We start from the raw sequence: 26,963 nt of genomic DNA, 5'->3' as shown, positions 1-26,963 counted from the left end.
TATGTATGCGCTCGACAGAAAAGTGAAGGCAGCGAAAGAGAAAGGTGAAGATATAGAACCTATTCTGGAAGATGCCCGGAAGCAGTCCCAAAAAGACAGGGATAAAATGGAGGCTTCTTGTAAAGCCAACCCTGATACTTGTGGGTTCTCGCGTGATGCGGCTAATGATGCTCAAAGTGAAATACTGGAGAATGGCCCATTCCTGAATATAGATCCCGATGTAGCAAAACTGGTTGCTCAGGAAACAGCGAAAGACAATGCGGTTATCAGTCAGAATACGAGCGAGTTTGGCAAAGGGCTAGTTGTTGCTTCAGAAGGATTGTCAATCATTGCGGGTATGGGTACCAGTGCTGCGTTAAATGTGCTGAAGACCGGCGGGGCAATCAGAGATCCGAAAACAGGCTCTACAGTCACTGTATATCGGGTTGAAGGTGTCCCTAACACACGCGTTCTGATCGGTGAAAAAGGCCAAGTCACCATAACAGGTGAAACAACCTTATATTTGAATTTTGGCGATAAAGCTCGCGCACAAGAATTTTTGCAAAAACGTATTTCGCAAAACATGGAAGGTGCTACAGTAAAAACATTTGAAGTCCCTAAATCCACTTTAAATGATTTGCGAAAAAATGCAGTATCTGAATCAGAGGTTAAGCTTTATCCAAACAAGCCAATCGTTGCCGACCCTACAAAAGCACCCGACCAGTATGGGATAAGGCCAGATCAGATAAAAGATCTACAAGATAAAATTATTCAAGGAACCGGAAAAGATGCCAGTAAACGCTAATGTTATAACCGAGATTATTCGGGAACGAGAGCGGCTTACAAACGCTCCTTCGCTATCTGATGAACCAACGGGTATTGGCACTGTAAGATTTGTTGTTTCCTGCGAATCAAATGCTGAAAACATTTTATCTCTTGCTAAAAATGTGCTAAAAACAGTTGATGATGCTTATGATTCCGACTGGCCTGATTTAGCGTCATGGAAAAAGATTCTACCTAAAATTTTTGTAGATAACTGCGAACCTGAAATATCAAAAAGAGATATGGATCACCGAATAGCTTACAGGAAATCATTGCCTTGGGAAGAACAACAAAGGCTAATGATTAATGAGAGGTGGTCACTTGATAACTGGTTATATTGGCTAGAGCCGGAAAATAGAACATGGTTTTGGTGGGATGCTGTTTTACTGGAAGAACCTATCAGAGACACTCACTTCATTGTTGCCGTAGTTGTATTGGAATGGCCATTTCCTTGGGGAGCGTTGAAATGGTTGTTTAAAGCTTGTGGAGCTTTGGATGTAGTCTCTGAAGATGATTTATAGTTGAGAATAATGCGCTGGCTGTTCCTGCTCCGGTGCCTGCGCCGGGATTACCTGTTGGCCCCGGTGATAAAGTGAAGCAGGATGCGGACAAGAAGATAGCATCCGGGCTTCAGGGTGTGGTAGCTGATGCCACAGACTGGCTGGATAAAGCCACACAGTGTATGTTCGGGCGGGTATGTTCTTCCGAATATGACTCTAAATCACCAACGAATACCGGCGGTGATCAGATTGCTGAGCAGGGGCCAACAAATACAGGTGGAAATCAGCTATTTGACCAATATGGTAATCCAACCCACACTGGCAACACAGAGAACAGCGATACATCATTAAGCAATACCGGCAACACTGACGGTGCTATTGATACTGGTGGGAACACAACCACAACACCGATTGCCGATCAGAATAAGGACGATCTGGCTTATCTGGCGGGTGGTTATGAACCAAACAAAGATGCTGTTGGTAATATGGGTGAGTTCTTTAAACAGTCTGGTTTTGGGACCGATATTAAAGATAATGCTCAGAAAAGCAGCCAGCAATATCAAGGACAAAGCGTTTATAAAGCAACAGATGATGTTGGCGATTACATTAGAAAAGGTGATCAATTTTACCTAGATGGTCAGCATAAAGACCATCTTGAAGTATTTGATAAACGAGGGAACTTTAAAGCTGTTCTGAATCTTGATGGCTCGATCAATAGAGAGAAAACACAAGCTGCAACGGGGCGGAAATTGAAATGAATCAGAAAAATGATCTTAATGTTATTAAATACAGCATCATTGATTTCGCTCATACTCAAAACCTTTCTGCCAGCAATTTGCAGGACGAGTGGCAAAGCAATTATCAAAGCGATTGGAATGAAAATCTGAGAAAAGATATGCACTCTCTGTGCCTCGAAATGGAATTATTTCAAAAAGCTTTGTTGGAAGAAGATCGAACAACCCAAATTGCAGCACTGGTTGTGGCTAGAGTAAGAGCTATGAATTTACGTAATTTTTTCGATGATATGTTTGAGGATATAGAGAAAATGGCTGGGTCAGAAGAGTTTCTTTGGCCAAAAATTCCCGAAGGCTACGAAATTCCTAAACATTATAATGACCCGAAGAAATAAAAAACTCGGCCTCCTTCAGCCAGCACCATAGCAAGCTTCCGGAGGGCGCTAGACATAACGCAAATTATGCGCGGGTCGTGGTTCTGAGCTGCGCATAATCTCCTGCATTATGGCGTGCGCCCCAGCGGCGGGGTTCGGTGTTGGCCGGAAGACTCTGAGGGCCAAAAACGCACGTCGGGACAAAATGCCCGTGTGGTAAAAGCACGTCAGCGAAAATGGGTTGTAACCTGTGGAAAGTACTGGGAAAACACCTCTACAACCCCGATAAGGACGTCGGAGTTAGTTGTTGTTGAGAATAACTCGCTCAGTGTGCCGGACAACAAATCACGTGCTCAGGAAATGACACAATGTCAGGGTAATGCTACCTGCGAAAATGCTGTTGTTGATAAGTACAAGAAAATTAGTGCTGAACAGCATGAAAGCGTGGTTAATTGCAAAGGTGCGCAGGAGTGTGTAGATAAGGCAAATGAGGTCGGCAAATTACAGACTGATTATGCTAACCGTACCAATGAGTTACTGGAAAAAGCGCGTGTTAATGGTGGACTAAGCCCGGAAGATCAGAACGAGTTATCTATTCTTCAGGTGACGACTATCCAGCTTGAAGCAGACCGGACTGCAGCCATCCACAATGCTCTGACGTCAGGTGACTCGCCGGAAGCCAGACAGTTGGCGATCAACTCGCTGGCTCAGGTTGTCGGCACCAGTGCAGCAGGTATTGCTGCAGGAGTGGGTAAAGCAGGTAACAAAGGAAGCGCTATTCCTGTATCTGAACCAGTTACAGCCAATAATGGTTTAGTTTACAAGTCAAATCCTAAACATACATTAGGGCAACAAGGCAATAGGCCTAATGCTGGTATTGAGCCCAAGAACTCACTTAGTCTCTTTGAACAATCAATTCCAAGTACAAAACAATACCAAAATAAGGAAGTTAGATTTGCTGTTGATAGTGATGGGAACATACATCGGTTTGAGGGCACTAATGGTCAATATCACTGGAATGGTAGCACTGGAGACAAAAATGCACTGGCAAGCGATCAAATACCAAGCGCTGTTCAAAAACAACTAGGGGTAAAAATAAAATGATTTACGGTGATCCCTTTTATTTCGCACTTCAATTCGATGTGGTCAATGCTTGGAATACTGCCGGCGATATATGGAAAAATGGACTGTTTTCGCTATATATCAATGGGGGTAAAGTTTTTGATATTGTTGATGTTTTTGAACTAAAGACAACATTCAGCTTTTATTCTAAGGCCCCTATCGACGATTTAAATGTTAATGATTCGGGTGTTGAGGCTGTCGTTCTTTATAAAAATGCCAGGGATTACTTTATCGGTGATGGTGAGATGCTAATTGATGGTTTATTTGACATGACATGCACAGCAATGGGCGATAACGGTTGTTACCTTTATTTTATCAAAACGAGTAATGGCGATAGATTAGTATGGAGTACTGACCGTGGGGAAAAAATTAACGAGACAACACTTCCACAAGGAACAATACAAAGTGTAATCAATCAATTACAGAGAGAAATTTTATAAATTAAACTCATCTTCCGCTCACTTTGAAAAGTGGACTAAGAGGACAGACTGTTACTACAGGGCGGTAGCTTGTCTAGGTGGAAAACGCGCGTCGGGGTAAAATGTTCTGCTCGCAGAAGCACAACAGCAAAAATTTTCTATAATCCACTGAAAAAATTTAGAAAATAACTCCACAAACCCGGTGTGCGTGTCGGAGTTAGTTGTTGTTGAGAATAACTCGCTGAGTAAACTTGCCCTTGAAGGATGTGCGATAGCGGCACCGTGCCGGACAAAAGTTGCCGAGCAGTTGCTGGAAATTGGGGTAAAAGCGGGCATTACCGGGATTGTTGCGAAGGAAATAGCGGACAAGATCTCTGCAGATGAGCTGGATCATTTGATCACCCTGAAAATGATGGGCAATGATGATATTACCAGCAAGTATCTGGGGCTGCTGGAAGGTAAGTATGGCCCTTCCAATACGGGCGGTGAGCAGATTGCAGACTCCGGTCCAACAGATACAGGTGGAAACCAGACCGCTACCGGGAACACTCCATCGCATACGGGGAACAATAAGCCTTCTGGTCAGGGTTCGACAAATACCGGAAACACGGAAGGTTTACCGAATACTGGCGGTAATACCACGGTTACACCGATTACGGAAGGACCGAATAAAGATGATTTTATCTATATGTCTGATGGACATATGTTGGGGGCTAATGGAGTTAAAGTCCCAAGTAAAACCATCTGGAAAGGTGAAGGGAAAGAGCGTATTGACGTAGAGAATCCAAATCCCGGGCAAAGACCTGGGCAGGTGCATTATCAGGATAACAAAAACAATAAATATTATTACAATCCTAATAGTAATGATTTTTATAGTTTTGATGCTTCAAAGAACAAAATTCCCGCACCTTCTTCAGTAAATAAACTGCTTGAAGACCCTAAGTTTAAACAGGCCATTGATAAAGGCATGAAGCAGTATTTGGGGGAAAAATGATTTTCATAAATAAAAGCTTTAAAGATAACATTCTGAGCAAGGTGCATAAATTATCTTCTATACCGATAGAACTGTCATTATTGATTGATGATGGTTTTATCGTACACAATAATGGCTGTGTTTTTTTTAAAGCTAAACAACCTCTCGATGTTGATAATGGGAATTTTTTTGATAAAACAGAAGAAGAGTGTTTTTATAACGAATTAAGAATTAGTGCTTATACTGACGATGATATTGTATCTGTTGCAATCTCTGTATCAGAGATGATTACTATGAAATTGCAAACAACAATGCCATTGAAAAAATTTGAAGTAATAACTATTTTTGATGATTTTGATGATGAAATGGATGCAGTAATTAAATTTCATACCTTAAGAAAAGAGGAGGTTATGTACATTGACATTCAACATATTGATGAATATCAACAACCTCTTTATATAAGTAGAACGCAGTAATCTTAGAGTTGAATAAATAGACATTTTTTCGCTCCGCAATTTTTTTAGGTAATATCTAAATCCATCCCGGCAGGCTATTTTACAATAGCCTGCTTCTTACCTCAAAATCCCCACACCCCACGCAAAATGAAATTTTTGCTGATTAGTATTTAAAATCAGTGCATTATTTTTTTAAAATTGCAAAATGAAATTTTTTAATGTGTCAATCAGAGTCGTCCACGACTCTTTGGCGACTCGTCGGCGAGTTGCTGTAGAGTCACTCATGACTATCTGCATAAAAATCATGATATTGTAAAATGAGGAGTCGTCAGAAGAGTCGCATATTTTAAGGTGATGACTCCCCGGTGACTCGCCAGAAGAGTCGCCGGACGACTCTCCAAAACTGAATGTTCAGCGTGTCTGAGAGACTGGAAAAATACTATCACTGACCCCCTCACGTTGTTCACCGCCCAGTGCTTCAGGCGGGGCAATGCAACTTAAAGAAAATTAGTGCAATTTAAATAAATTTAATGCAATCAAACTAACCGGCAATACAATTTAATGAAACTTAATGCAATTTAGTTCAACTTAATGAGTCATCCCTGCTGTCAGCAAGAAATAGAGAGGCACGTTACCGACTGTATACAGTCGCGCGCCAAAGGGTTCCCCTTTGAAACCTGCTGACGCCTCGCGATGCTCGTTGCCCAACGCTTCACACAGCCAGATTAAAATCTGTCAGCGCTCACCGTTCGTATTAATCAGAGTGATGTAAAAGTGATGTGATTGTGATGTAATGGCGTTCACCTGGTGTAATAGTGATGCAGTAGTGGTGTATTTTTGATGTAAAAGTGATGTATTACATCATGCAAGCATGATGGCCGTCATTATCGACGCAATTTTATTCCCGGCCGCCCTTAACCTGCGTAAAGATGTCAGCTTATCGCCTGTTTTTTTCTCAATTATCCGCTATACACCTAACGCAGTGTGATAAATTGCACTAAAGCAATGATAACTAATGGAATATTGTTGAGCATAACTCGCTGGGTTGTTCCCCAACCACATGTGTAAATAGTCTTGGTGACGATCTCATGCGCGGTGGCGGTATGGGCGGTGGCACCGCAGGCGGTGCTGCGGGCGCGGGTCTTGGCACCATTATTGCCGGGATGTTTGGTAGCGATGATTCGAAATCACCAACCGATACCGGCGGTGATCAGATTGCTGACCAGGGGCCAACAAATACAGGTGGAAATCAGCTATTTGACCAATATGGTAATCCAACCCACACTGGCAACACAGAGAACAGCGATACATCATTAAGCAATACCGGCAACACTAACGGTGCTATTGATACTGGTGGGAACACAACTACAACACCGATTGCTGATCAGAATAAGGATGATCTGGCTTATTTATCTGGTGATAGTAACTATGTACCGAGTCCCAAACATGCGCCTGGTGGATGGGGGACTCCTATGGATTTAAGTGATTCTCAAGCTCAAGATGTTTTAAACAATTCAATCCAGGGCGGAAAGCAAAAATATGGATTGAGTGATGGGAAATTGTATGAGTTCCAACCTGATAACGCTGGAGGATGGCATGGATATCCTGTCCCAGGCACAGAAGTCCCACCTAAAGTATTACGTGAATTTCTTGCTCGCGGTGATATCAGTAAAGCAGAGTACAATAAAATGATTAAAGGAAAATAGTCATGAATAAACTGCGTATCAAGTTAATCGAAGGTTCGTTACTGGATGAATTTCAAGTTGTTGATATTTCAGTTATAAGCTATACAGGTGCGATATCTATCTTTCAGGGGAAAGTAAATCTATCCGAGCTACTTGATTGGTTCAAAGAAAATGAGCATGAGATCAAGTCGTCAGATTTACCAATAGATAGGGGAAATGGAGGGTCATTAGCTAGAAAAATACGTGACTTTTATGAAAGTGTAGATACGGAAAATGATGAAGTTGTTGACTCAATGTTTGATTACCGCTCCCATCACTGCCTCCGGTTTGCAGTACGCGGCACCCTTATTCCTGAGATTTATATTGGGAAGTCAGGACATAACTATGAAATATCAATGTCTGGTAATGATGGAGAATGGGGGTATTTTATTGATATAGAAGATTTTTTTAATCAATTCAAAAATTAGGGTAATAACGGCCATGTTGCAGGGATTTTTTACCTGTCAGTTAACGGGGCGCAAAGTGTACGTCGGGGGTTCGTCGCCCGTGCATCAGAATGCACAGGCAAAAAGTGGTTGTAACTGACTGAGTGGGATAGGAAAAAAAAGTAAGACGCAGAGACTCACGTCAGAGTGAGTTGTTGTTGAGAACAACCATCTTAGCCCTGATAAGCAAAAAAGTCGCAGTGAGGAACTGGCGGCCTGTGGTAATGACAGTAGTTGTAAATCTGGTGTCCGTGAGAACTACGCTAAAGAGTACGATAAGGTTCAGGAGCGGATAAACACCTGTTCGACGGCTGCGGAGTGCGTGGCTGTTGCGAAGGAAATGAAGCAATGGCAGGCAGAAAGCAGAGCCAGAAGTGATGAACTGGCAGCTAAAGCCCGAAATGACGGGATTGATTCGCTGACCCCGGCAGAGAAGCAGGAATGGATAAATCTGCGAGGCGCACAGTCAAACTTTGACGGCTCAATCAACACACTGGTTTATCGTGCGCAAATGTTTGGTGGGTCAGAGGAAACATCAACTGAGCTTGCTAACATCTTTGGTCATGCCGCTATCGCCAATGCGGCAGGAGCGGCTGCGGGGATTGCGAAAGGTAAATCTGGGGGCCAGTCCAATAACAGAATAGAAACTACACTTAAAACTGAGAAGAATTGGGAAAGCGCACGCAATAAGGCGTTGGATATTGTCGGAAATTTAGGTGCTGATTCAAAACCAGTCATTGGAAGGCTTGAAGTCAGTGCTGGTAATGGAAAAATTATTGGTCGTCAGTCGAGTGATGGTAAAGTTGGCTGGCGTGTTGACTATGATCCAGAAAAAGGAACCCATATCAATATATGGGATTATTCGCAAGGGAAAGGTCCAGGGAAAGCCATTAAACAGGTGATTCCATTTGATGGTAATGAAAAGGCCTTTGAGACAATATTGAAACAGTTAAATAGGTAGGTTTCATGACTTTGTTCGATGAATGTAAAGAAGCGCTTAGTGCTGATTTTAATATTGTTGCCCCCGAAGGGTTAATGGAGGTAATGGATATATTTAATAAATATCCATTGCATAATGGAAATATTTTATGGTCATCAGTTGATTTTAAAGATTATGATACGGCGGATGCGCTGTTGGATGAGGATATACTAGGGACAGCAAGTGCATTTGTTATTGCTGATGATGCGTCCATTCCAGTTTTCAGAACGAATTTTAACTTGGTTTTAGAAAACATTTATGATGTGATGGCTATTTGTCCAAAAATCTTCATATTTAACGATGATGTAATTCTTCACCCTTTATTCCCTACTGATATGATTAGGTTGGGTGTTAGAGTGAAAAGTAACTGAGTAATTGATGTTGAGAATAACTATCTTAGCGTGTCTGAAAAGACAGAGCTTGAGATAGCAACACAGATTCTCCAGAACAGCAAAGACCCAAAAGAGCGCGAGAAAGCGCAACAGAAATATGACGCTCTGCGCGAGAAAGACATTACCAGTGATAAGGAAGTTATTGATGCCTGCGGTAATGGCAATGCGGGAAGTTCTGCTTGTGCCGGCGCAAGATTGAAAGTTATTGCGTCAAAATGTAAGTATCCCAGAAAACAGCGCCAGGCTAAACTGGCGTATCCGGTCTTTTCCACTTTACCGGGGGCATATCAGCCATGAAAAAGATCCGCTATATTGCAGCGTAACTAAATGCCGCCCAAGAAATCAGGTTTATCCACGCCGGAAGGTTGAGATCCGCAGGATGAAAAATGTACTAAATAGCATATGGCATAGTGAATAATGAATTTGCGTTAAGCTTTATTTTTTATCCGCATCTCAGCAATGCCTGCTACTAATATTGGTATTTAAGTTAAATTTTATTGTAAATTTTTAAGTGCTATGGTTATGTGTATGGGATTATAAATAGCCAGTCAGCACACCCTCAGTTGAATGAGTGTTCAATATTGATATGCCATGGATGAGGATGCGCTATTCAAACGCCTCCTGAACGCGGCGTGATATAGTGTTGTCTTTCCACTGCGTTCCTTTCCGTTTAATTGGTCTGGCTAAGGTGTTGGCGCGAGCCAATCCCGGTCTTAACTCTTTTATAAACATTGTTTCTCAAATGAATGACGAAGGATATGTCATGAAGTGCACATATATTGCTCTTGCATTTGCCTTAAGTATGGTAAATGCCGCCAACGCTGAATCTCTCCCGGAAAGTTTACTCCATTGCGACAGCCGTTTCTTCAGCGAACTCTATGCTCAACAACACACGCTGCGTCAAGTTTCGCCGATGGCTGCCGATAACGATCATCATGCCTGGTTTATTTTACCGGGTAATAAGAGCGATACGGTTTGGTTTACCTATCCGATAAAAGCGGGAGCATTGTCGATTATCGGTTATACCGCCCAGGCAAGCGACCTGGAGGAGATGGGGAAATATTACTACTGGGGGCTGGTATTCAGCGAATCGCGCGAAGCGGTGATGGCGGCATTGCCGGGGGCGAACTGGCAGAAAGCGGGTGAGGAATACTTCTCAAATCCGTTGATTAAACGCTCCTCTGACGCTGACTGGCAGCCTAATACCGGGGCCGCCAGCGGCATTGCGCCTGCGAAAGGAAGCGTAGAAAAATTGGCTATGCTGAGTGAAATCAACGGGAAAAGCACGCTGTTGTGCTCGGTGCAGGGCAGCGTGACGGCGGCTGATTTAAAACCGATTCGGCCTGACCTGCAGGGACAGAAAAAATGATGAAGCCCTTTGTTCTGTGCCTGACGCTAGCACTACTGACGGGATGCAGCAGTCTGAATCAACCCAAAAAACCGACGCCTGGCCCCCGTCCGGACGGGATTGTCATCTTGCTTAACGATCCTTCGGGCAACGTGTATACCGATTTACGCACCGTTTCCACCTGGCAGGGCAATCCCCATCTACGGCGATTCTATCTCATCAGCAATTATAACGAGCCGCGGCGTGTACGTGATAACCCCCCGGTCTATATCGCAAGTTCCAGAGTCATTAATGTCGTGAACTGCGATACGCACCAGCGGGCAGTATTTGAACGAATCTACTTCTCTGATTACTGGGGGGAAGGTGAGGCGATAGCGAAACGTGGCGCTGTTGGGCAATGGGAGTCTTATCCCGAAGAGTCGCTTATCGGCATCGTTGCAGGGATGACGTGCCAGATAAAACCTGAGCGTCTGAAACCCGAGCCGGCAAAGGATACCAGACCCACCCTGTTGGGTGGATTTGACGCGTGATGGTGTTGTTCCCGGGGGCGACCCCGAATGTCTTCAATCTCAAGGAGTGAAAGTGAAATCAAGTATTATTGTCACCGTGGTGGCGTCAGCGGTTATGTTAAGCGGTTGTGCCAAAGTTAAGCCTGAGACCGTTCAGGCGGCGAATGGCAGTTCAGTAAAGGTTTTATCCATTGGCGCTCAGGCTGACCTGAATAACAATCGTATTCCCGATGCGCATTTGCGTGAGGTGAATCCGTCTCATTTTGCAACAGGCATGGGTATTGCTGTGCTGGGGGCGTTGACCGGAAATATAAACAGCGGTGATTTCGACAAAGAAAACTACAAAGGATCAGCAGTCGATACGTTGCCTAACCCAACGAAAACCTATTTTGTTCCCAAAGCCAAACAAAGCCTCAAGCGCTGGCTGGATGAAAATGGCAAAGGTAATACATACAAGCAGGAGCTCAGCATCGGCTATGCCACCTGGGCATTAATTTACAGAGATATGGGTACGGACAACTCCGTATATCAACTGAAGTATAAAGTCTTATTCTATAAGCGGCCGGAGAGTGGAAATGCGTTCTCTGCCTATACGGTGGCGGAGTGCGCGCCGGTACCGGTTGAAGCGCCATTAAGCGAATGGCATGCTGATAATTACAAAAAAGTCACGGTTGAAACCAATAAATATATGGATGCCTGTTTGCTTGAATTTAATAACCAGATTCCCCGCTTGCTGAAATAATCATTTTTTCGACCATGAATACGCTCTTACCACATGCAAAATGTCGCGGTGGTAAGTCGTAAAACAGAAACGCAGTGATGATCTTCAACAATCAGAGCCGCGATTTTAAAATAAAATATCATGCTTCCTCATCTCCACTCCCCCTCGTTACACCAAAACTAAGGTTGCGCTACATCAAAACCAGAGGAATGGACTATCGAATCCGTGGGTATTTTCAACTATAACTTATCAGCAGGGGTGTATATCTTAACGGTATTACTGTGAAGGGAGCATATAGATGAGCACGCAAGACAATGTTAATGCAGGAAAATGTCCTTTTCATCAGGGCAGCCATGATGAAAGCGCCGGCGCTGGCACTAGCAGTAGCGACTGGTGGCCGAAACAACTCCGCGTCGATCTTCTGAACCAGCACTCCAACCGTTCGAACCCGCTGGGTGAAGACTTCAACTACCGCAAAGAATTTAGCAAGTTAGATTACTCCGCACTCAAAGGCGACATCCGCGCGCTGTTAACGGAATCTCAATCCTGGTGGCCCGCAGACTGGGGCAACTATGCCGGTCTTTTCATCCGCATGGCCTGGCACGGCGCAGGCACCTACCGCTCTGTAGACGGTCGCGGCGGCGCCGGGCGCGGTCAGCAGCGTTTTGCGCCACTGAACTCCTGGCCGGATAACGTCAGCCTCGATAAAGCGCGTCGCCTGCTGTGGCCGATTAAGCAAAAATACGGACAGAAAATCTCCTGGGCCGACCTGTTTATCCTTGCCGGTAACGTGGCGCTGGAAAACGCCGGGTTCCGTACGTTCGGCTTTGGCGCCGGGCGTGAGGATGTCTGGGAGCCGGATCTCGATGTGAACTGGGGCGATGAAAAAGCCTGGCTGGCCCACCGTGACCCGGAAGCGCTGGCGAAACGTCCGCTGGCCGCCACCGAAATGGGGCTGATTTACGTGAACCCGGAAGGGCCGAACGCCAGCGGCGAACCGCTGTCTGCCGCCGCGGCGATCCGCGCGACCTTCGGCAACATGGGCATGGACGACGAAGAGACCGTGGCGCTGATCGCCGGTGGTCACACGCTGGGTAAAACCCACGGCGCAGCGTCAGCCTCTCACGTCGGGGCAGACCCGGAAGCCGCACCGCTGGAGGCGCAGGGCCTCGGCTGGGCGAACAGCTACGGCAGCGGCGCAGGCCCGGATGCCATCACCTCCGGCCTGGAAGTGGTGTGGACGCAAACCCCGACCCAGTGGAGCAACTACTTCTTCGAGAACCTGTTCAAATATGAGTGGGTGCAGACGCGCAGCCCGGCGGGCGCTATTCAGTTTGAAGCGGTAGATGCCCCGGAAATCATTCCCGATCCGTTCGATCCGTCGAAAAAACGTAAACCGACGATGCTGGTGACCGACCTGACGCTGCGCTTCGACCCCGGGTTCGAGAAAATCTCCCGCAAGTTCCTTAACGACCCGCAGGCCTTCAACGAAGCCTTCGCCCGCGCCTGGTTTAAACTGACGCACCGCGATATGGGGCCAAAAGCGCGCTACATCGGCCCGGAAGTGCCAAAAGAAGATCTGATCTGGCAGGACCCGCTGCCGCAGCCGGTGTTTAATCCGACGCCGTCAGACATCAACAGCCTGAAAACGGCGATTGCCGCCTCTGGCCTGTCGGTGAGCGAGCTGGTTTCAGTGGCCTGGGCCTCAGCGTCAACCTTCCGCGGCGGCGATAAGCGCGGCGGCGCGAACGGCGCGCGTCTGGCGCTGGCGCCGCAGCGTGACTGGGATGTGAACGCCATGGCGGTGCGCGTGCTGCCGGAACTGGAAGCTATCCAGAAAGCGTCTGGTAAAGCGTCGCTGGCCGACGTTATCGTGCTGGCAGGCGTTGTCGGTATCGAACAGGCGGCGAAAGCGGCGGGGGCGAACATCAATGTACCGTTTACGCCGGGCCGCGTTGATGCGCGTCAGGACCAGACGGACATCGCCATGTTTGACCTGCTCAGACCGGTGGCGGATGGTTTTCGCAACTACCGCGGCGGCTCCGATAACACCGCCAGCACCGAATCGCTGTTAATCGATAAGGCGCAGCAGCTGACGCTGACCGCGCCGGAACTGACGGTACTGGTGGGCGGCCTGCGCGTGCTGGGCACCAACTTTGACGGCAGCCAGCATGGCGTGTTTACCGACAACGTGGGCGTGCTGAGCAATGATTTCTTCGTGAATCTGCTCGATATGCGCACCGAATGGAAAGCCACCGATGCCTCTGCCGAGCTGTTCGAAGGCAGCGACCGTCAAAGCGGCGAGGTGAAATACACCGCGACCCGCGCCGACCTGGTCTTCGGCTCCAACGCCGTGCTGCGCGCGCTGGCGGAGGTGTACGCCAGCGCCGATGCGCGCGACAAATTCGTGAAGGATTTCGTCGCCGCATGGGTGAAAGTGATGAACCTGGACCGTTTTGACCTGCAGTAAGCGTCACGTCGCATAATCTGTTCTGACCGCAGCGGCTGTTAAACCCAGCCGCTGTTCTTTTTTTGCGAGTATAGTGTTCGCAGGCAAAGGTCATTCACTTCACTGGATATCTCATGGCGGTCTCAGGCAAGAGCAACCCACTGGCCATCGGTGGTCTTATCGTTCTTACGCTCATCTGGAGCTACAGCTGGATTGCGATGAAGCAGGTCACGCTCTACATCGGCGCGTTCGACTTCACCGCATTACGCTGCATTTTTGGCGCGCTGTTATTGTTCATCGTGCTTCTCCTGCGCGGTCGCGGCCTGCGCCCGACGCCGTTTGGCTTTACCCTGGCCATTGCGCTGCTGCAGACCTGCGGTATGGTTGGGCTGGCGCAGTGGGCGCTGGTCAGCGGCGGGGCGGGGAAGGTGGCGATTTTGAGCTACACCATGCCGTTTTGGGTGGTGATTCTGGCGGCGCTGTTTCTCGGCGAGCGGATGCGACGCCTGCAGTATGCGGCGATCGTCGTGGCGGCGGTTGGGCTGCTGCTGGTGCTGCAGCCCTGGCAGCTGGATTTTTCTTCGATGAAAAGTGCGCTGCTGGCCATTCTGTCCGGCATCAGCTGGGGCGCCAGCGCGATTATCGCCAAGCGCATGTATGCCCGTCATCCGCGTGTGGATTTGCTGGCGCTGACTGCCTGGCAGATGTTGTATGCCGCGCTGGTTATGAGCGTGGTGGCGCTGCTGGTGCCGCAGCGGAGCATCGACTGGCAGCCGGGCGTGTTCTGGGCGCTGGGCTATAGCGCGATTCTGGCGACGGCGCTGGCATGGAGCCTGTGGCTGTTCGTGCTGCGCAACCTGCCCGCCAGTATCGCCAGCCTGAGTACGCTGGCGGTGCCGGTCTGCGGCGTGCTGTTTTCCTGGTGGCTGCTCGGGGAGAACCCCGGCCCGGTGGAGGGCGGCGGCATTGTGCTGATCGTGCTGGCGCTGGCGCTCGTCAGCCTGAAAAAGCGCGAGGCGCAGGTGCGCAAGGTGACGACGTCCGCGTAAAGACCTGCTCCCCCCGGCAAAACGTGGTATTGACCTGGTAATCGTCCTCCAGTATCACGATGTCGGCGTCAAAGCCCCGCGCCAGCCGGCCTTTGCGGTGGTCCAGCCCCAGCAGGCGCGCCGGGTTGAGGGTGCAGGATTTTAGCGCCGCGCCGAACGGCACCATCGCCCCTTCCACCATATTGTACAGCCCGCGGTTCAGCTGCAGCGTGCTGCCGACCAGTACGCCGTTCTCGCGCCGCGTGGCGCCGTCTTCCCCGAGGATCATCGGTTCGCCGCCGAACAGGTAGCGCCCCGGCGGGCAGCCTTTCGCTTTCATCGAATCGCTGATCATGATGACGTCATTGTCATTCTTCACCCGGTACAGGTGCGATGCCGACACCAGGCTGACAAAAATCCCGTCGGCGATAACTTCACCGTACAGGCCGTCCAGCCGCAGCGCCGCCCCCAGCAGGCCGGGCTCGCGGTTAACGTATTTCGCCATGCCGTTGTAGACATGAGTGACGTTTTTCGCGCCGTTGGCAACGGCGGCCAGCGCCTGCTCAAAGGTGGCGTCCGAGTGGCCCATATTGACCACAATGCCCTTTTGCGCGCAGTAGCGGGTGAGGGCGAAACTGGCGTCTTCTTCAGGGGCCAGCGTGATGGCGACAATGCGCCCCCGGGCCGCCTGTTCGAACGCCTGGAAGTCGCGCAGGCTGGCGGGGCGGATCTGTTTCTCCGGCTGCGCTCCCCGGTATTTCTGGCTCAAAAACGGCCCTTCGAGATGGATGCCGAGCATTTCCGCGCCCGCACAGCCCTCGTCCATCACCCGGGCGATGTTGTTAAGCGCCGCCAGCAGCGTGGCGTCTTCATCGGTGACCGTGGTCGGGCAGAATGCGGTTACGCCCTCAGCGGGCAGACTGGCCGCCCAGCGTCGCAGGCCGTCCGGGTCATTTTCGTTGGCGTCGTAATCCCAGGCGCCGTGGGCATGGGTGTCTATCAGCCCGGGAATAAGACGTCGCGCGCCATAGTCAATATCCGCATCTGAGCCGGTACCGGGTGTGACGTCACAGATTTTCCCGTCTTCAATGGTGATTTGCGCCGGATAAAACCCGCCGCCTGCCCACACTCGCTCGCTCTGGATCTTCATACTGTTACCTCTTCGCGGTTATCAGCGATGCTGCCTCGCTGTCGCAAATCAGCGTGACATTTGAGTGCAGCAGTAAAAACGACGCCGGAAACAGCGGGTCGATGCGGGTGCAGTCGTGGAGCTGTTTCATGACGGCGGCCTTCGAGTGACCGCTGGCGATAAGCACAATCGCTTTACTGCGCAGGATGGTGCCTATACCCAGTGTAATCGCCTGACGCGGAACATCCGCCTGACGACTAAAAAAGCGGGCGTTAGCCGCGATGGTCTCATCGTTGAGATCGATGACATGACAGACCGGGCTGTGGGTGGACTGGGGTTCATTAAAGCCGATATGTCCGTCATGCCCGATGCCGAGCACCGTGATATCGAAATCGCCGTGGTTCTGAATGGCGCGCTCGTAGCGGTCGCATTCCGCGCTGAGCGAGTCGGCCAGTACGTCGGGCACGAAAGTGTTGGCGGTAGGGATCCCGACGTGTTGATAAAAATGGTGCGCCAAAAATCGGTAATAGCTTTGCGGGTCATCCTTCGCCAGCGCAATGTACTCATCAATGTTAAACGAGAAGGCGCGGGAAAAATCCGCCGCGCCGACGCGCGCCAGATGGCACATCTCCGCTAGCATACCCACCGGAGTGCCGCCGGTGGGCAGCGCCATCACCAGTTCAGGTTTTTCGTGCAGCGCGCGGACGACATACTGCGCCGCCAGCGCGCTCATTTCGTCGTAAGTCTCGGTTATCGTTATGTTCAGCATGGGGTTCCTTAACCGCCGAAGGTGGCTTTCAGGCCAATCTCTTCGGCATACTGTTTAATCTGTTCGGTCATCTCGCGCGAACAGGCGGGGATATCGTTGAGCAGGTACGGCGTGCCGAGCTTCTGGTATTTGCCGATGCCATAGATGTGGTACTCGAGGATATCCACCTGCTGCACGGCGTTGCCGAGGCTGCGGATAAAATCGAGACGTCTGCGGATATCTTCCGGCTGATCGTTGCGCGTCGGGACGATCACCATTCTGGCAAGGATCGGTTTGCCCATCGCGGCGATCTCTTTGGCATTGGCGAGGATCTGCCGGTTATCGACACCGGTGCAGCTCAGGTGGATATCGGCATCGAACGCTTTGAAGTCGTAGGAGACCAGATCCACCGCTTCAACCAGTGGGCGCAGTTTTTCCCAACGCAGATGACCGGCGGTGTCGAGGCAGACGTGAACGCCTTCGGCTCTCAGTCGTGCGGCAGTTTCCCGGACGAAATCCGCCTGCAGCGCTGGTTCGCCGCCGGAGAAGGTCACGCCGCCCTGGCTTGCGTCATAAAATGCCTTGTCGCGCAGTAGTCGCTCCGCCAGCGCCTGCGAACTCATCGCCTCGCCGACCTGCTCGTAAGCGTCGTATGGACAGAGCGGCACCATCTCCAGCAGGTTGTCGCACTGCTTGCGGTCAATGTTCACCCCCTCGCCGGGCGCGGCGAGGGTGATGGCGCCGTGCGCCGCCTGCACGCAGGTGCCGCACTGGCGGCAGCGCTCCTTAAACCAGAAGACGTTAATGCCAGGCCTGATGGTTTCCGGGTTGGCGCACCACTGGCAGCGCAGGTTGCACTGCTGCATAAAAACGGTGCTGCGGATCCCGGGGCCATCCTTGGTGGAGTAACGCTGGATGCGGGAAATCAGGCCTGTTTTCATCGTGCCTCCCGGCCTTACCAGCTCAGCTCGGTGCGGGCGATAATGGCGTCCTGCGCTTCCGGCATCAGCGTGGAGAACAACGCGCAGTAACCCGCGACGCGCACCATCAGGTTCGGGTAGTCTTCCGGGTGCGCTTTCGCCGCCCGCAGTACGTCCGAATCGATAATGTTGAACTGGTTATGGAAGATATTCTTCACCCGGCTGGCTTCCATGAAGGCGGTGAATTTTTCCAGGTTATCTTCCCCTTCCAGTGCGCTCGGCGTGAACTTCATGTTCAGCAGCTGGCCGCCAGCGATTTTCTGGTTTGGCAGCTTCGCCACGGAGTTGATCACCGCCGTCGGCCCCTCTTTATCCGCCCCCAGGCACGGCGATGCGCCTTCATTCAGCGGCAGGGTCGCCAGGCGACCATCCGGCGTGGCGCCCACGTCGAAGCCGTTCGGCACGTAGGAGGTGATGTTGGAGGTCGACATGGTATAGCCGCAGCCTTTCGGCCCCTGGCCGTAGCGGTCAGTTTTGTACTTCGGCAGCAGCTTCAGGTAGGACTCGAACACGTCGGCAACAATGTTATCCACATAGTCGATATCGTTGCCAAACTTCGGCGCGTTGCGGCACAGCTTGCGCACGCGCGCGCCTTCGATACCGTCGAAGTTGCTGTCCATGGCGTCGCGCAGTTGTTTGAGCGTCAGTGTCTGGTCATCGAACACCAGCTTTTTCACCGCCGCCAGGCTGTCGCCAACCACCGAAGGCCCGATGTTGGAGGAACTGACAAAATCGTACTCCGCGCCGCCGTTCTTCAGTGTTTTGCCGCGCTCCAGCGAGCAGTTGATGGTGGCGGAGGCGAACGCGTCGGCATCATGGTGCTTCAGCGCGCGGTCGCACACCCTATCGCAGTCGACGGCCAGGTCGGAATAGAACTCCAGCAGTTGGTTCCACGCAGCCCACACGTCGTCATAGGATTCGTAGTTGATGTCGCGGCCTGCTTTACCGTTCACTTTCACCAACTGTACGCCGGTTGCCGGGTCGCAGCCGTTGTTCATCACCAGTTCAAGGATCTTGCCGAAGTTAACGTAGGTCATACCGGTGGCACGGTGGCCCCAGCGGCCCGGGATGGCGGTTTCCACGCAGCCCATCGAGGCGTATTCGCGCGCTACCTCTTCGCTTAAGCCGAGCGTCATCATCGCCGGGATCACCACTTCGTCGCAGAAGATGGACGGCATACCAAAGCCTTTACGGATAAGCCGGGCCGAGTCTTTCATCAGCGCGTGCGGCGTACCTTTCCAGAAACGTACGCTCAGGTTCGGTTCCGGCAAGCCGGTCAGCGCCATCGCTTCAAGCGACAGATATGAGAGGTCGTTAGTGCCGTCGGTGCCATCCGGCTTCATGCCGCCCACCATCAGGTTGGAGTAGAGCGGGTAGCCGCCGCTGTATTGGGTGTGGCCCCACGGACGCACCTTGTTGAGGCTGTTGGTCATGATGAAGAAGTGCGTCAGGATTTCCAGCGCCTTCTCTTTGGTGATTTTGCCTGCGTTGATATCGGCTTCGTAGAACGGCCAGACATACTGGTCGAAGCGGCCAAAGGAAAACGAGTGGCCGTTGCTTTCAATCATCATCAGCAGGTGGGTGAGGTAGACGGTTTCCACCGCTTCGTAGAAGCTTTGCGCTTTGCCTTCCATCAGGTGGGCAAACATGTCGCTCATCGCCAGCAGTTCGTCGCGGCGTTTGGCATCGGCGGTATTCCCGGCTTCTTCTTTGGCGAGCGCCGAGAAGCGTTTGCAGTAGTTCAGCGCCGCTTCCATGGTGATGATCACGGCCTGGTAGAAGTCTTTCTGCTCGTCGCTGAGGTCGGCGTCTTCCGCCAGATGCTGCTTCGCGATGTCGCGCATGCCGCTGTAGCCCACTTCCAGCACGAAATCGTGGTTAGGAATGATGTGGCCATCGCCGGACATGCTGATGCCGCCGCGGTGCAGAACACCCTGTTTTTCCGCCAGCCGGTTGATGTTCGGCAGGTTGGCCAGCACCTCGTCCTGGTGGGTTTTGCCTTGCCAGTAATCCTGCAATACGCGCAGACGCGCTTTGGTTTCTTCCGACACCTGGAAGCTGTCGCCGGAACGTTTGTCGAATTCGTCCAGTTCGTCGATAACCCAGTTAAAGGAGAATTCCGGGAACACCGGGGCGGCAAAGTTGCGGCTGGCCTGGTTGCCGACGATCAGCATCTCCGGTTCGATGTAAAGGGTCATCTTGTCCAGAATGTCGGCGAGCGCCAGCGCGCGGCGCAGCACAATGGATTTGCCCTCTGAGCGCTTAAAGGATTCGGTGATGATTTCGGCGCGCTCCGGGCACAGTGTCGCCACGCGGTGGAACATCTGATCCTGCTTACGAGCGATTCTGGCGAAGTCACAATCGTCGTTGGTCGGTTGGAAGCTGAGTAATCCGTTCATAAAGACCTCAATTCGGGAAGGGTTTTGCCCATTCCACGCCTGAGGTGTGCGATTGTCAATCACTTAATGATCTATTTTGTTCTTTTAATCACAAAAGAATCCAAATAGAACATTTAAATCGCACAAAAACGCACAAGCGCCTGTGGTCAGGCGCGCGGCATTACGCATCGTCGTCGGCAAGCAGCAGTTGGACGTTGTGCGCATTCAACTGAGTGAGGGTGTCTTCGGGAAGGCCTGCCTGGCTAATGACGGTATCAAAGTCCGCCAGGCGCGCATGACCGGCGAGAAAGGTCTGACCGAACTTGCTCTTATCCGCCAGCAGAATTTTTTGCCGCCCGGCGCGGGCAAGGGCCTGCTTGACGTGGGCGTCGGTGATTTTCGGCACCGTCAGCTCGCCCTGGGCGTTAATTCCCTGGGTGCTGAGAAACACTTTGTCGGCATGGAGATTATTGAAGAAGTCCGCAGTACTGAACGAGATCATCCCCTGGGTGTCGTCTTCATATTCACCGGGCGCCACCATCAACGTAATGTTCTTGCGCCCTTTGAGCAGGTTGATGACCGGCACCGAATTAGTGATCACCATGATTTTCTTATCAAACAGGAACTGGGCAAACGCCAGCAGTGTGGTGCCGCAGTCGATAACAATCGTGTCGCCATCGTCCACCAGTTCGGCGGCTTTTTGGCCGATCAGGTGCTTATCATCCACCATCTGCCCGGATTTCAGCTGGAAGCTGGGTTCGACGCTGGCGCCGCTGGTCAGATAAGCGCCGCCGTAAGTGGTTTTGACGATACCTTGCTTTTCAAAAAAAGAGAGGTCGCGGCGGATGGTCATTTTGGTGACGCCGAACTTCTCCGCCAGTTCGTTAACAACAACTTTCTTGTCCTGCTGCAGAATAGCGTAAATGCTCATTCTTCTGTCTGATGATTGCATGGTCGCGCGTCGTCCAGGGAAAAACGCACTATAAAACACATCTTTCTGGTGAGCAATGGGCGATGGAACGAACAGGAAGGAACACTCCCGACCTGCGTCGGGAGCGTCGTGTGGGTTATTCCCACGCTTGCAGGAAGCGCTGGCCGTACTGGTCGGCGACCAGCAGCGCGGCGTACACCTGATCCTGCGTGGCGCCGCCGGGCATATTGTGGATGGTTTCACCTTCTGCGCAGGCGGCCTGCGCGACGGCGCGCATTTTGGCGGGGATGTCCTCTTTGATATCCAGCTGCGCGAGCGTGAGTGGCAGCCCCACGCGATGACACAGCACCGCCACGGTTTCAATTTCGTCTATCGGCGCGTTTTCCAGCACCAGCTGCGTCAGGGTGCCGAAGGCGACCTTTTCGCCGTGATAGAAATGGTGGGCGTCAGGAATGGCGGTCAGGCCGTTATGAATGGCGTGCGCCGCCGCCAGCCCGCCGCTTTCGAAACCGACGCCGCTCAGGTAAGTGTTAGCTTCAACGACGCGTTCAAGCGCCGGGGTGACCACATGCTGTTCTGCCGCCAGCATCGCTTTTTCCCCTTGCTCAATCAACGTGTTGTAGCACAGCTCGGCCAGCGCCAGCGCGGCCTGGGTACACTGCCCGCCCGCCATAGTGATGGCGCCGCTGCGCGAGCAGGCGCGGGCTTCGAACCAGGTCGCCATCGCGTCGCCGATCCCCGCCGCCAGTAGCCGCGCTGGCGCACCAGCCACGACGCGGGTGTCGACGATAACCATGTTGGGGTTGTGCGGCAGCATCAGGTAGCGGTCAAACTCGCCGTTGTCGGTGTAGATGACCGACAGCGCGCTGCACGGCGCATCGGTTGAAGCAATGGTCGGGGCGATGGCCACCGGCACATCCAGGTAAAAGGCGAGGGCTTTGGCGGTATCCAGCGTTTTGCCGCCGCCGATGCCAAGCACCGCGCTGCATTTCGCCCGGGTAGCGATATCGCGCAGTCGGTCGATTTCGTTTTGCGAACACTCGCCGCCGAACGGGGTAATCTCCAGCGCCAGACCGGCCTGGCTGATGCTGCTGCGTATTGTTTCTTCGGCAAAGCCGAGGACAAACTTATCGCCAACGACGAGCCAGCGCTCTGCGATAGGTTTGAGATAGTCACCGAGACGGGTGAGTGCGTCTGCACCCTGGATATATTTGCCTGGCGATTGAATGATTCTGTCCATCATCACTCCTTAGAGGTTGAGGTTGCCAAATGCGTGGTTCCAGTCCTGCTCAAACTTCTCTATTGCCGACTCTACCGCAGGGGTGCCGAGCATTTGTTGCGCTACGTCTAACGGAAGGGTGATCGCTTCACATCCGGCGAGCAGACAATCCAGCGCCTGGCGCGGCGTTTTGAAACTTGCCGCCAGCACCTTGCTGTGCGGCGCGTGCAGTTCCAGCAGGGTTTGCAGTTCCTGCACCATACGAATGCCGTCGCCGCCCTGGGCGTCAACGCGGTTAACGTACGGGGCGACATAGTCCGCTCCGGCAAGCGCCGCCAGCAACCCCTGGGCGGCGCTGTAGACCGCAGTGCCTAACGTCGGGATTTCTTCTTTTTTCAGCAGTTTGATGGCGGCGAGCCCCTCGGCGGTCACCGGAATTTTCACCACAATACCCGGGACGGCGTTGCGCAGACGTCTGGCCTCCGCCACCATACCCTGCGCATCGCGGCTCATGGTCTGGGCAAACAGCGTACCCGACGGACCGACGGCCTGCTGCAAGCGCGGCAGCACGTCCCAGATGGCGGTTTTGCCTGCGGCGATAATGCTGGGGTTAGTGGTGACACCCGCCAGCGGCCAGATGCGCGCCAGGCGTTCAACTTCCGCGACGTTCGCGGTATCCAGATACAGTTCCATGGTGTTTCCTCGTCAATTACAGTTCCAGTTCGCGTTGCAGCAGGGCGGCGATAGCCTCGGCGGAGGCGGCATTGACCAGCGCGCTGCGGAATTCTTCGTGCATAATGCGCCGGGCCAGCCGGGAGAAGATGCGCATATGCTGATCGCCCGCGGCATGTTTGTTGAGGGTCAGCATGATGATGAACTGCGCCTCTTCATCACCCCAGCGTACAGGGGTCGCCAGGCGGGCGACGCTGATGGTGGATTGTTCGATATGTTCCGATTTGCTGTGCGGAATGGCGAAGCCGAACCCCAGGCTGGTGGAAAATACGGCTTCACGCGCCCACAGGTCAGCTTCCAGCTTACGGGGATAACGGCATCGTCCGGCCAGCAGCAGGTTGTCGGTCATCCCTTTCATGACCTCCTCTTTGCTCTGCCAGTCGTTATCCAGCGAGATGCAGGCAGGCGTGATGAGCGGGGCGTCCTGCAGCGTCATGCGGAATTGCGCCAGCAGGTGTTCGACTTCAAGCGAGGTCCGGCACGCCATCGCCTGGTTGAGAAGCTGCCGACAGGCGCGGGTGTCGAGCCCGGCAAGCCGCGCTTTCGTCGCCGGAATCGCCGGGGCGCTCATGCTGATTTCATCAAGCCCAAGCCCGACCAGCAGCGGTAATACGGAGCCTTTCGCGCCCAGCTCGCCGCACAGTCCTATCCATTTCCCCTGGCGGTGCACGGCCTGTACGGCGTAGTCGAGTGCGCGCAGAAACGCCGGGTTCAGGCTGTTGTAGTGGCGGGTCACTTTGGCGTTATCGCGATCGACAGCCAGCAGGTACTGCGTCAGGTCGTTACTGCCGATGCTGAAAAAGTCTATTTCCTCACAGCACTGATCGATGATGAACATCACCGACGGCACTTCCAGCATAATCCCCAACGGAATACGCTCATCAAAGGGGATATGCGCGCTACGCAGCTGTTGCTTCGCATCGGCGAGCTTCTCTTTCACCCACAGGATCTCTTCCATAGAGGAGATCATCGGGATCATTATCTTCAGGCTGCCGTGGGCGGAGGCCCGCAGAATGGCCCGCAACTGCGTGGTAAAAAGTGTGGAATACTCCTCATAGATGCGCACGGCGCGGTAGCCGAGGAACGGATTGTTTTCCGCCGGGATATTCAGGTAGTCCACGGGCTTATCGCCGCCGATATCCATGGTGCGCACGATAATGCTGCGGCCCTGCGCCGGAAGCAACGCCTGGCAAAACAGGTTGTACAGCTCGTCTTCTGACGGCGCGCTGGCGCGGTCCATGTAGAGCATCTCGGTACGAAACAGGCCCACCGCCTCCGCGCCGTTGCTGAAGGCCGGTCCGGCTTCTACAGCGTGGGCGATATTGGCGGCGACCTCCAGGCGAAGCCCGTCCGCCGTCCGCGCTTCCTGCGACAGCCAGACCTGCTGTTGCTCGCGTAATGCATCCTGCACCCGCGCCTCCTGCCGATAGTAGCGATCGAGCGCGTTGGTGGGCTCCACGACGACCACGCCTGCGCTGGCGTCCAGCCAGACGCGCTGGTGATGCCAGCGGCTGAGCGTTTCGGTATCGACGCCGACCAGCGTAGGGATGTTAAACGAACGCGCCAGAATGACTGTGTGCGAGGTGGTGCCACCGTTTTTCAGCAGCAGCCCCTTGAGCTGTGTTTTATCCAGTTCCAGGAACTGGCTCGGGGTCAGTTCGTCCGCCATACAAATGGAGGGTTGGGTCAGCTGCCCCGGTGCCGGGAAGCGCGCGTCGCCGTAAATTTGCTGCAACAGCTGAAAACAGACGTCGCGTACGTCCAGCGCGCGCTCCTGCAGGTAGCTGCTGCTGGAGCGGCTGAATTCATCGGTAAAATGGCTGGCGCTGCGCACGATTGCCGCTGCGCTGCTTAGCCCGCTGTCGATACCTGCCAGCACATGCTGACGCAGGGTGTCGTCGGTCGCCAGAGAGCGGTGGGCCTCCAGAATGGCCTGCGTGGCGCCGTCGCTGTCGAGCAGGCGCAGCCCCAGATTTTTCACCAGCATCGCCAGGCCGTGTTCCAGCGCGGCGGTCTCTTCCTCGCGGCTGAGCGGCGCGGGCAGGTCGCTCAGCGCGTTGAGATCGAGCGAGGTTAAGGGAGCCAGCATGCCGCCAGCGCTGCCGCTGCTGACGGGACGAGCACGAAACAGCGTGGGGTTGAGGCGGGTTAAGGATTCCGGGAGCGGGTCAAGCGTGGCGTCGGCAAGGGGAGCCAACGGCGCGTCGCAGTGGGGAAATTCATCGCGTAGCCAGGCGCTGAGATGCTGACAGGCATCCGCTTCATCCGGCCCGGCGATCAGCAGCTGGCAGGCATCGCCGACCAGCGTGTCGGTGCCGATGAGCGCCAGCGCGCTTTTGGCGTTGCCGCGTCTGTCGCTACGCAGGTTATGCCACTCGATCGAGGAACGGAATGTGTTGCACTGCGTCTCGACATGGCTGGCGGGGCGCGCATGCACGCCGTTGGGTAGCTCACAGATGAATTCCACAACCTGGGCCATCGCGTTTCTCCTTCGTTCAAAATGCACTGCGCACAGCATAAGAGGGAGAAAAGCGAGCGGGCTATCTGACATTTCTGCGAAAAACTGGACAAATGTAATCTCCCGGTAAAAGTGGGATTCTGCTCACAAATGCCAGCGAGGTGGGATTTTTTCCGCAGTACATGAACTCTTTGAGAGCGATCGCATTTTTCTTCATACCTTACAAAAATCCAGTAAATGGCCTTTTTGTCCACTGTCTGTCGCCGCGCCGATTGCCTATTGTTTTCCACATCATCGTTATGGATATGGGCTAATGAGCCCGGGAGCGGCAAATGAAAGAAATGGTGCAGATCCTGAAAAACACCCGTCAGCATTTAATGACCGGTGTGTCGCATATGATTCCGTTCGTGGTGGCCGGGGGTATTTTGCTGGCGGTGTCCGTCATGCTCTATGGCAAAGGCGCTGTCCCGGATGCGGCGACCGATCCTAACCTCAAGAAGCTGTTTGATCTCGGCGTTGCGGGCCTGACGCTGATGGTGCCCTTTCTCGCCGCGTATATCGGCTACTCCATTGCCGAGCGTTCCGCATTAGCGCCTTGCGCCATCGGCGCCTGGGTGGGTAATAGCTTCGGCGCAGGCTTTTTCGGCGCCATTATCGCCGGGATTATTGGCGGCATTATCGTCTTCTACCTCAAACGTATCCCGGTACCTAAAGTACTGCGCTCGGTGATGCCTATCTTCGTTATCCCTATCGTCGGCACTTTTGTCACGGCAGGCATCATGATGTGGGGGTTAGGTGAGCCGGTCGGCGCGCTGACACATAGCCTGACGCAGTGGCTGCAGGGTATGCAGCAGGGCAGCATTGTCGTGCTGGCCGTCATTATGGGGCTGATGCTGGCGTTCGATATGGGCGGCCCGGTCAACAAGGTCGCGTATGCCTTTATGCTCATCTGCGTGGCGCAGGGGGTGTATACCGTTGTGGCAATCGCCGCGGTGGCGATCTGCGTGCCGCCGCTAGGGCTGGGGCTGGCGACGCTTATCAACCGCGCCAACTTTTCCGCCGAAGAGCGCGAAGCGGGTAAAGCCGCGCTGGTGATGGGCTGCGTTGGCGTAACCGAAGGTGCAATTCCCTTTGCCGCCGCCGACCCGCTGCGCGTGATTCCTTCCATCATGGTCGGTTCGGCCTGCGGCGCAGTGACGGCGGCGCTGGTGGGCGCGCAGTGCTACGCCGGTTGGGGTGGGCTGATTGTGCTGCCCGTGGTCGACGGCAAGCTGGGCTATATCGCGGCGGTGGCCGTTGGCGCGGTGGTGACGGCGGTGAGCGTCAACGTGCTGAAAAGCCTGGCGCGTAAGCAGCATAAGCCGGTCGACAGCAAAGAAGACGACCTGGATCTGGATTTCGAAATTAACTAAAC

The 26,963-nt window shown here is 52.9% G+C and carries 25 protein-coding genes and 2 pseudogenes; 19 read left to right on the top strand and 8 right to left on the bottom strand.

Annotated elements, in window-relative coordinates; genetic code table 11:
- Position 1: 1 nt before the first annotated feature.
- From ENTCL_RS21675 to ENTCL_RS21600, 18 genes and pseudogenes are all read left to right on the top strand, one after another.
- Positions 2-784, top strand: a complete 783-nt coding sequence (locus ENTCL_RS21675; RefSeq protein ID WP_044612039.1) for a hypothetical protein — start codon at positions 2-4, stop codon at positions 782-784.
- Entirely contained in the window at positions 768-1,322 is a 555-nt protein-coding gene (locus ENTCL_RS23840; protein WP_013368258.1) for a hypothetical protein, read from the top strand. Before ENTCL_RS21675 ends, ENTCL_RS23840 begins: the two co-directional genes overlap by 17 nt.
- Before the next feature lie 71 nt (positions 1,323-1,393).
- Positions 1,394-2,059 (top strand): hypothetical protein, encoded by a 666-nt coding sequence (locus tag ENTCL_RS24010; protein WP_238981777.1) that lies wholly within the window; start codon positions 1,394-1,396, stop codon positions 2,057-2,059.
- Positions 2,056-2,430 carry a DUF6853 family protein gene (locus tag ENTCL_RS21660; RefSeq protein ID WP_013368256.1) on the top strand — a complete coding sequence of 125 codons (375 nt, stop codon included), beginning with the start codon at positions 2,056-2,058 and terminating at the stop codon, positions 2,428-2,430. Before ENTCL_RS24010 ends, ENTCL_RS21660 begins: the two co-directional genes overlap by 4 nt.
- A gap of 192 nt (positions 2,431-2,622) precedes the next feature.
- Positions 2,623-3,513, top strand: coding sequence for a hemolysin/hemagglutinin-like protein HecA precursor (locus ENTCL_RS24005; RefSeq protein WP_157865567.1), 891 nt, complete (start codon positions 2,623-2,625; stop codon positions 3,511-3,513).
- Positions 3,510-3,971 carry an immunity 42 family protein gene (locus ENTCL_RS21650; RefSeq protein WP_013368254.1) on the top strand — a complete coding sequence of 154 codons (462 nt, stop codon included), beginning with the start codon at positions 3,510-3,512 and terminating at the stop codon, positions 3,969-3,971. The genes ENTCL_RS24005 and ENTCL_RS21650 overlap by 4 nt, the downstream gene beginning before the upstream one ends.
- Before the next feature lie 187 nt (positions 3,972-4,158).
- The gene (locus ENTCL_RS23915) at positions 4,159-4,944 is read left to right on the top strand and encodes a hypothetical protein (RefSeq protein ID WP_044612038.1); all 786 of its coding nucleotides are present in this window, start codon (positions 4,159-4,161) and stop codon (positions 4,942-4,944) included.
- The gene (locus ENTCL_RS21640) at positions 4,941-5,399 is read left to right on the top strand and encodes a hypothetical protein (protein ID WP_013368252.1); all 459 of its coding nucleotides are present in this window, start codon (positions 4,941-4,943) and stop codon (positions 5,397-5,399) included. Before ENTCL_RS23915 ends, ENTCL_RS21640 begins: the two co-directional genes overlap by 4 nt.
- Before the next feature lie 1,082 nt (positions 5,400-6,481).
- On the top strand, positions 6,482-7,084 hold the full coding sequence (locus ENTCL_RS23910) for an SHOCT domain-containing protein (RefSeq protein ID WP_203415270.1): 603 nt from the start codon (positions 6,482-6,484) through the stop codon (positions 7,082-7,084).
- Positions 7,085-7,086: 2 nt separating this feature from the next.
- Complete coding sequence (locus ENTCL_RS21635) at positions 7,087-7,530, top strand: hypothetical protein (RefSeq protein ID WP_013368250.1); 444 nt, start codon at positions 7,087-7,089, stop codon at positions 7,528-7,530.
- Positions 7,531-8,128: 598 nt separating this feature from the next.
- Positions 8,129-8,509: pseudogene (locus ENTCL_RS24215) on the top strand (hypothetical protein); the annotation flags it as partial.
- A gap of 5 nt (positions 8,510-8,514) precedes the next feature.
- Positions 8,515-8,898, top strand: a complete 384-nt coding sequence (locus ENTCL_RS21625) for a CDI toxin immunity protein (RefSeq protein WP_013368249.1) — start codon at positions 8,515-8,517, stop codon at positions 8,896-8,898.
- Positions 8,899-8,907: 9 nt separating this feature from the next.
- A pseudogene (locus tag ENTCL_RS23340) lies at positions 8,908-9,144 on the top strand (DUF6862 domain-containing protein); the annotation flags it as partial.
- 415 nt (positions 9,145-9,559) lie between these two features.
- Complete coding sequence (locus ENTCL_RS21620; protein ID WP_238981775.1) at positions 9,560-10,288, top strand: hypothetical protein; 729 nt, start codon at positions 9,560-9,562, stop codon at positions 10,286-10,288.
- Positions 10,285-10,797: a surface-adhesin E family protein gene (locus ENTCL_RS23335; RefSeq protein WP_013368246.1), complete on the top strand. Its 513-nt coding sequence runs from the start codon at positions 10,285-10,287 to the stop codon at positions 10,795-10,797. The genes ENTCL_RS21620 and ENTCL_RS23335 overlap by 4 nt, the downstream gene beginning before the upstream one ends.
- A gap of 52 nt (positions 10,798-10,849) precedes the next feature.
- Positions 10,850-11,518: a hypothetical protein gene (locus ENTCL_RS21610; RefSeq protein WP_013368245.1), complete on the top strand. Its 669-nt coding sequence runs from the start codon at positions 10,850-10,852 to the stop codon at positions 11,516-11,518.
- A gap of 277 nt (positions 11,519-11,795) precedes the next feature.
- Entirely contained in the window at positions 11,796-13,967 is a 2,172-nt protein-coding gene (katG, locus tag ENTCL_RS21605; protein WP_013368244.1) for a catalase/peroxidase HPI, read from the top strand.
- Between the two features lie 113 nt (positions 13,968-14,080).
- Positions 14,081-14,995: a DMT family transporter gene (locus tag ENTCL_RS21600; RefSeq protein WP_013368243.1), complete on the top strand. Its 915-nt coding sequence runs from the start codon at positions 14,081-14,083 to the stop codon at positions 14,993-14,995.
- Here ENTCL_RS21600 and nagA read toward each other — a convergent pair.
- The 8 genes from nagA to ptsP form a co-directional block, all read right to left on the bottom strand.
- A complete protein-coding gene (gene nagA / locus ENTCL_RS21595) occupies positions 14,943-16,124 on the bottom strand; it encodes an N-acetylglucosamine-6-phosphate deacetylase (RefSeq protein ID WP_013368242.1) in 1,182 nt (393 codons plus the stop codon). The genes ENTCL_RS21600 and nagA overlap by 53 nt on opposite strands.
- A 4-nt stretch (positions 16,125-16,128) precedes the next feature.
- Positions 16,129-16,872, bottom strand: coding sequence for a glucosamine-6-phosphate deaminase (nagB, locus tag ENTCL_RS21590; RefSeq protein WP_013368241.1), 744 nt, complete (start codon positions 16,870-16,872; stop codon positions 16,129-16,131).
- An 8-nt stretch (positions 16,873-16,880) separates the two neighbouring features.
- Positions 16,881-17,792 carry a glycyl-radical enzyme activating protein gene (locus ENTCL_RS21585; RefSeq protein WP_013368240.1) on the bottom strand — a complete coding sequence of 304 codons (912 nt, stop codon included), beginning with the start codon at positions 17,790-17,792 and terminating at the stop codon, positions 16,881-16,883.
- 14 nt (positions 17,793-17,806) lie between these two features.
- Positions 17,807-20,230 (bottom strand): glycyl radical protein, encoded by a 2,424-nt coding sequence (locus ENTCL_RS21580; RefSeq protein ID WP_013368239.1) that lies wholly within the window; start codon positions 20,228-20,230, stop codon positions 17,807-17,809.
- Positions 20,231-20,390: 160 nt separating this feature from the next.
- A complete protein-coding gene (locus ENTCL_RS21575) occupies positions 20,391-21,140 on the bottom strand; it encodes a DeoR/GlpR family DNA-binding transcription regulator (RefSeq protein WP_044612037.1) in 750 nt (249 codons plus the stop codon).
- A 136-nt stretch (positions 21,141-21,276) separates the two neighbouring features.
- The gene (gene gldA / locus ENTCL_RS21570) at positions 21,277-22,380 is read right to left on the bottom strand and encodes a bifunctional L-1,2-propanediol dehydrogenase/glycerol dehydrogenase (RefSeq protein ID WP_013368237.1); all 1,104 of its coding nucleotides are present in this window, start codon (positions 22,378-22,380) and stop codon (positions 21,277-21,279) included.
- A gap of 9 nt (positions 22,381-22,389) precedes the next feature.
- On the bottom strand, positions 22,390-23,052 hold the full coding sequence (fsa, locus tag ENTCL_RS21565; RefSeq protein ID WP_013368236.1) for a fructose-6-phosphate aldolase: 663 nt from the start codon (positions 23,050-23,052) through the stop codon (positions 22,390-22,392).
- 16 nt (positions 23,053-23,068) lie between these two features.
- Entirely contained in the window at positions 23,069-25,570 is a 2,502-nt protein-coding gene (gene ptsP, locus ENTCL_RS21560; protein WP_013368235.1) for a phosphoenolpyruvate--protein phosphotransferase, read from the bottom strand.
- A 311-nt stretch (positions 25,571-25,881) separates the two neighbouring features.
- Between ptsP and ENTCL_RS21555 the strand changes: the two genes are divergently transcribed.
- Complete coding sequence (locus ENTCL_RS21555) at positions 25,882-26,961, top strand: PTS fructose transporter subunit EIIC (protein WP_013368234.1); 1,080 nt, start codon at positions 25,882-25,884, stop codon at positions 26,959-26,961.
- The last annotated feature ends 2 nt before the right edge of the window (positions 26,962-26,963 follow it).

The organism is [Enterobacter] lignolyticus SCF1 (assembly GCF_000164865.1).
Lineage (GTDB): Bacteria > Pseudomonadota > Gammaproteobacteria > Enterobacterales > Enterobacteriaceae > Enterobacter_B > Enterobacter_B lignolyticus.
The sequence above is the reverse complement of the archived record's forward strand: the minus strand, read 5'-3'. Positions and strand labels throughout refer to the sequence as shown.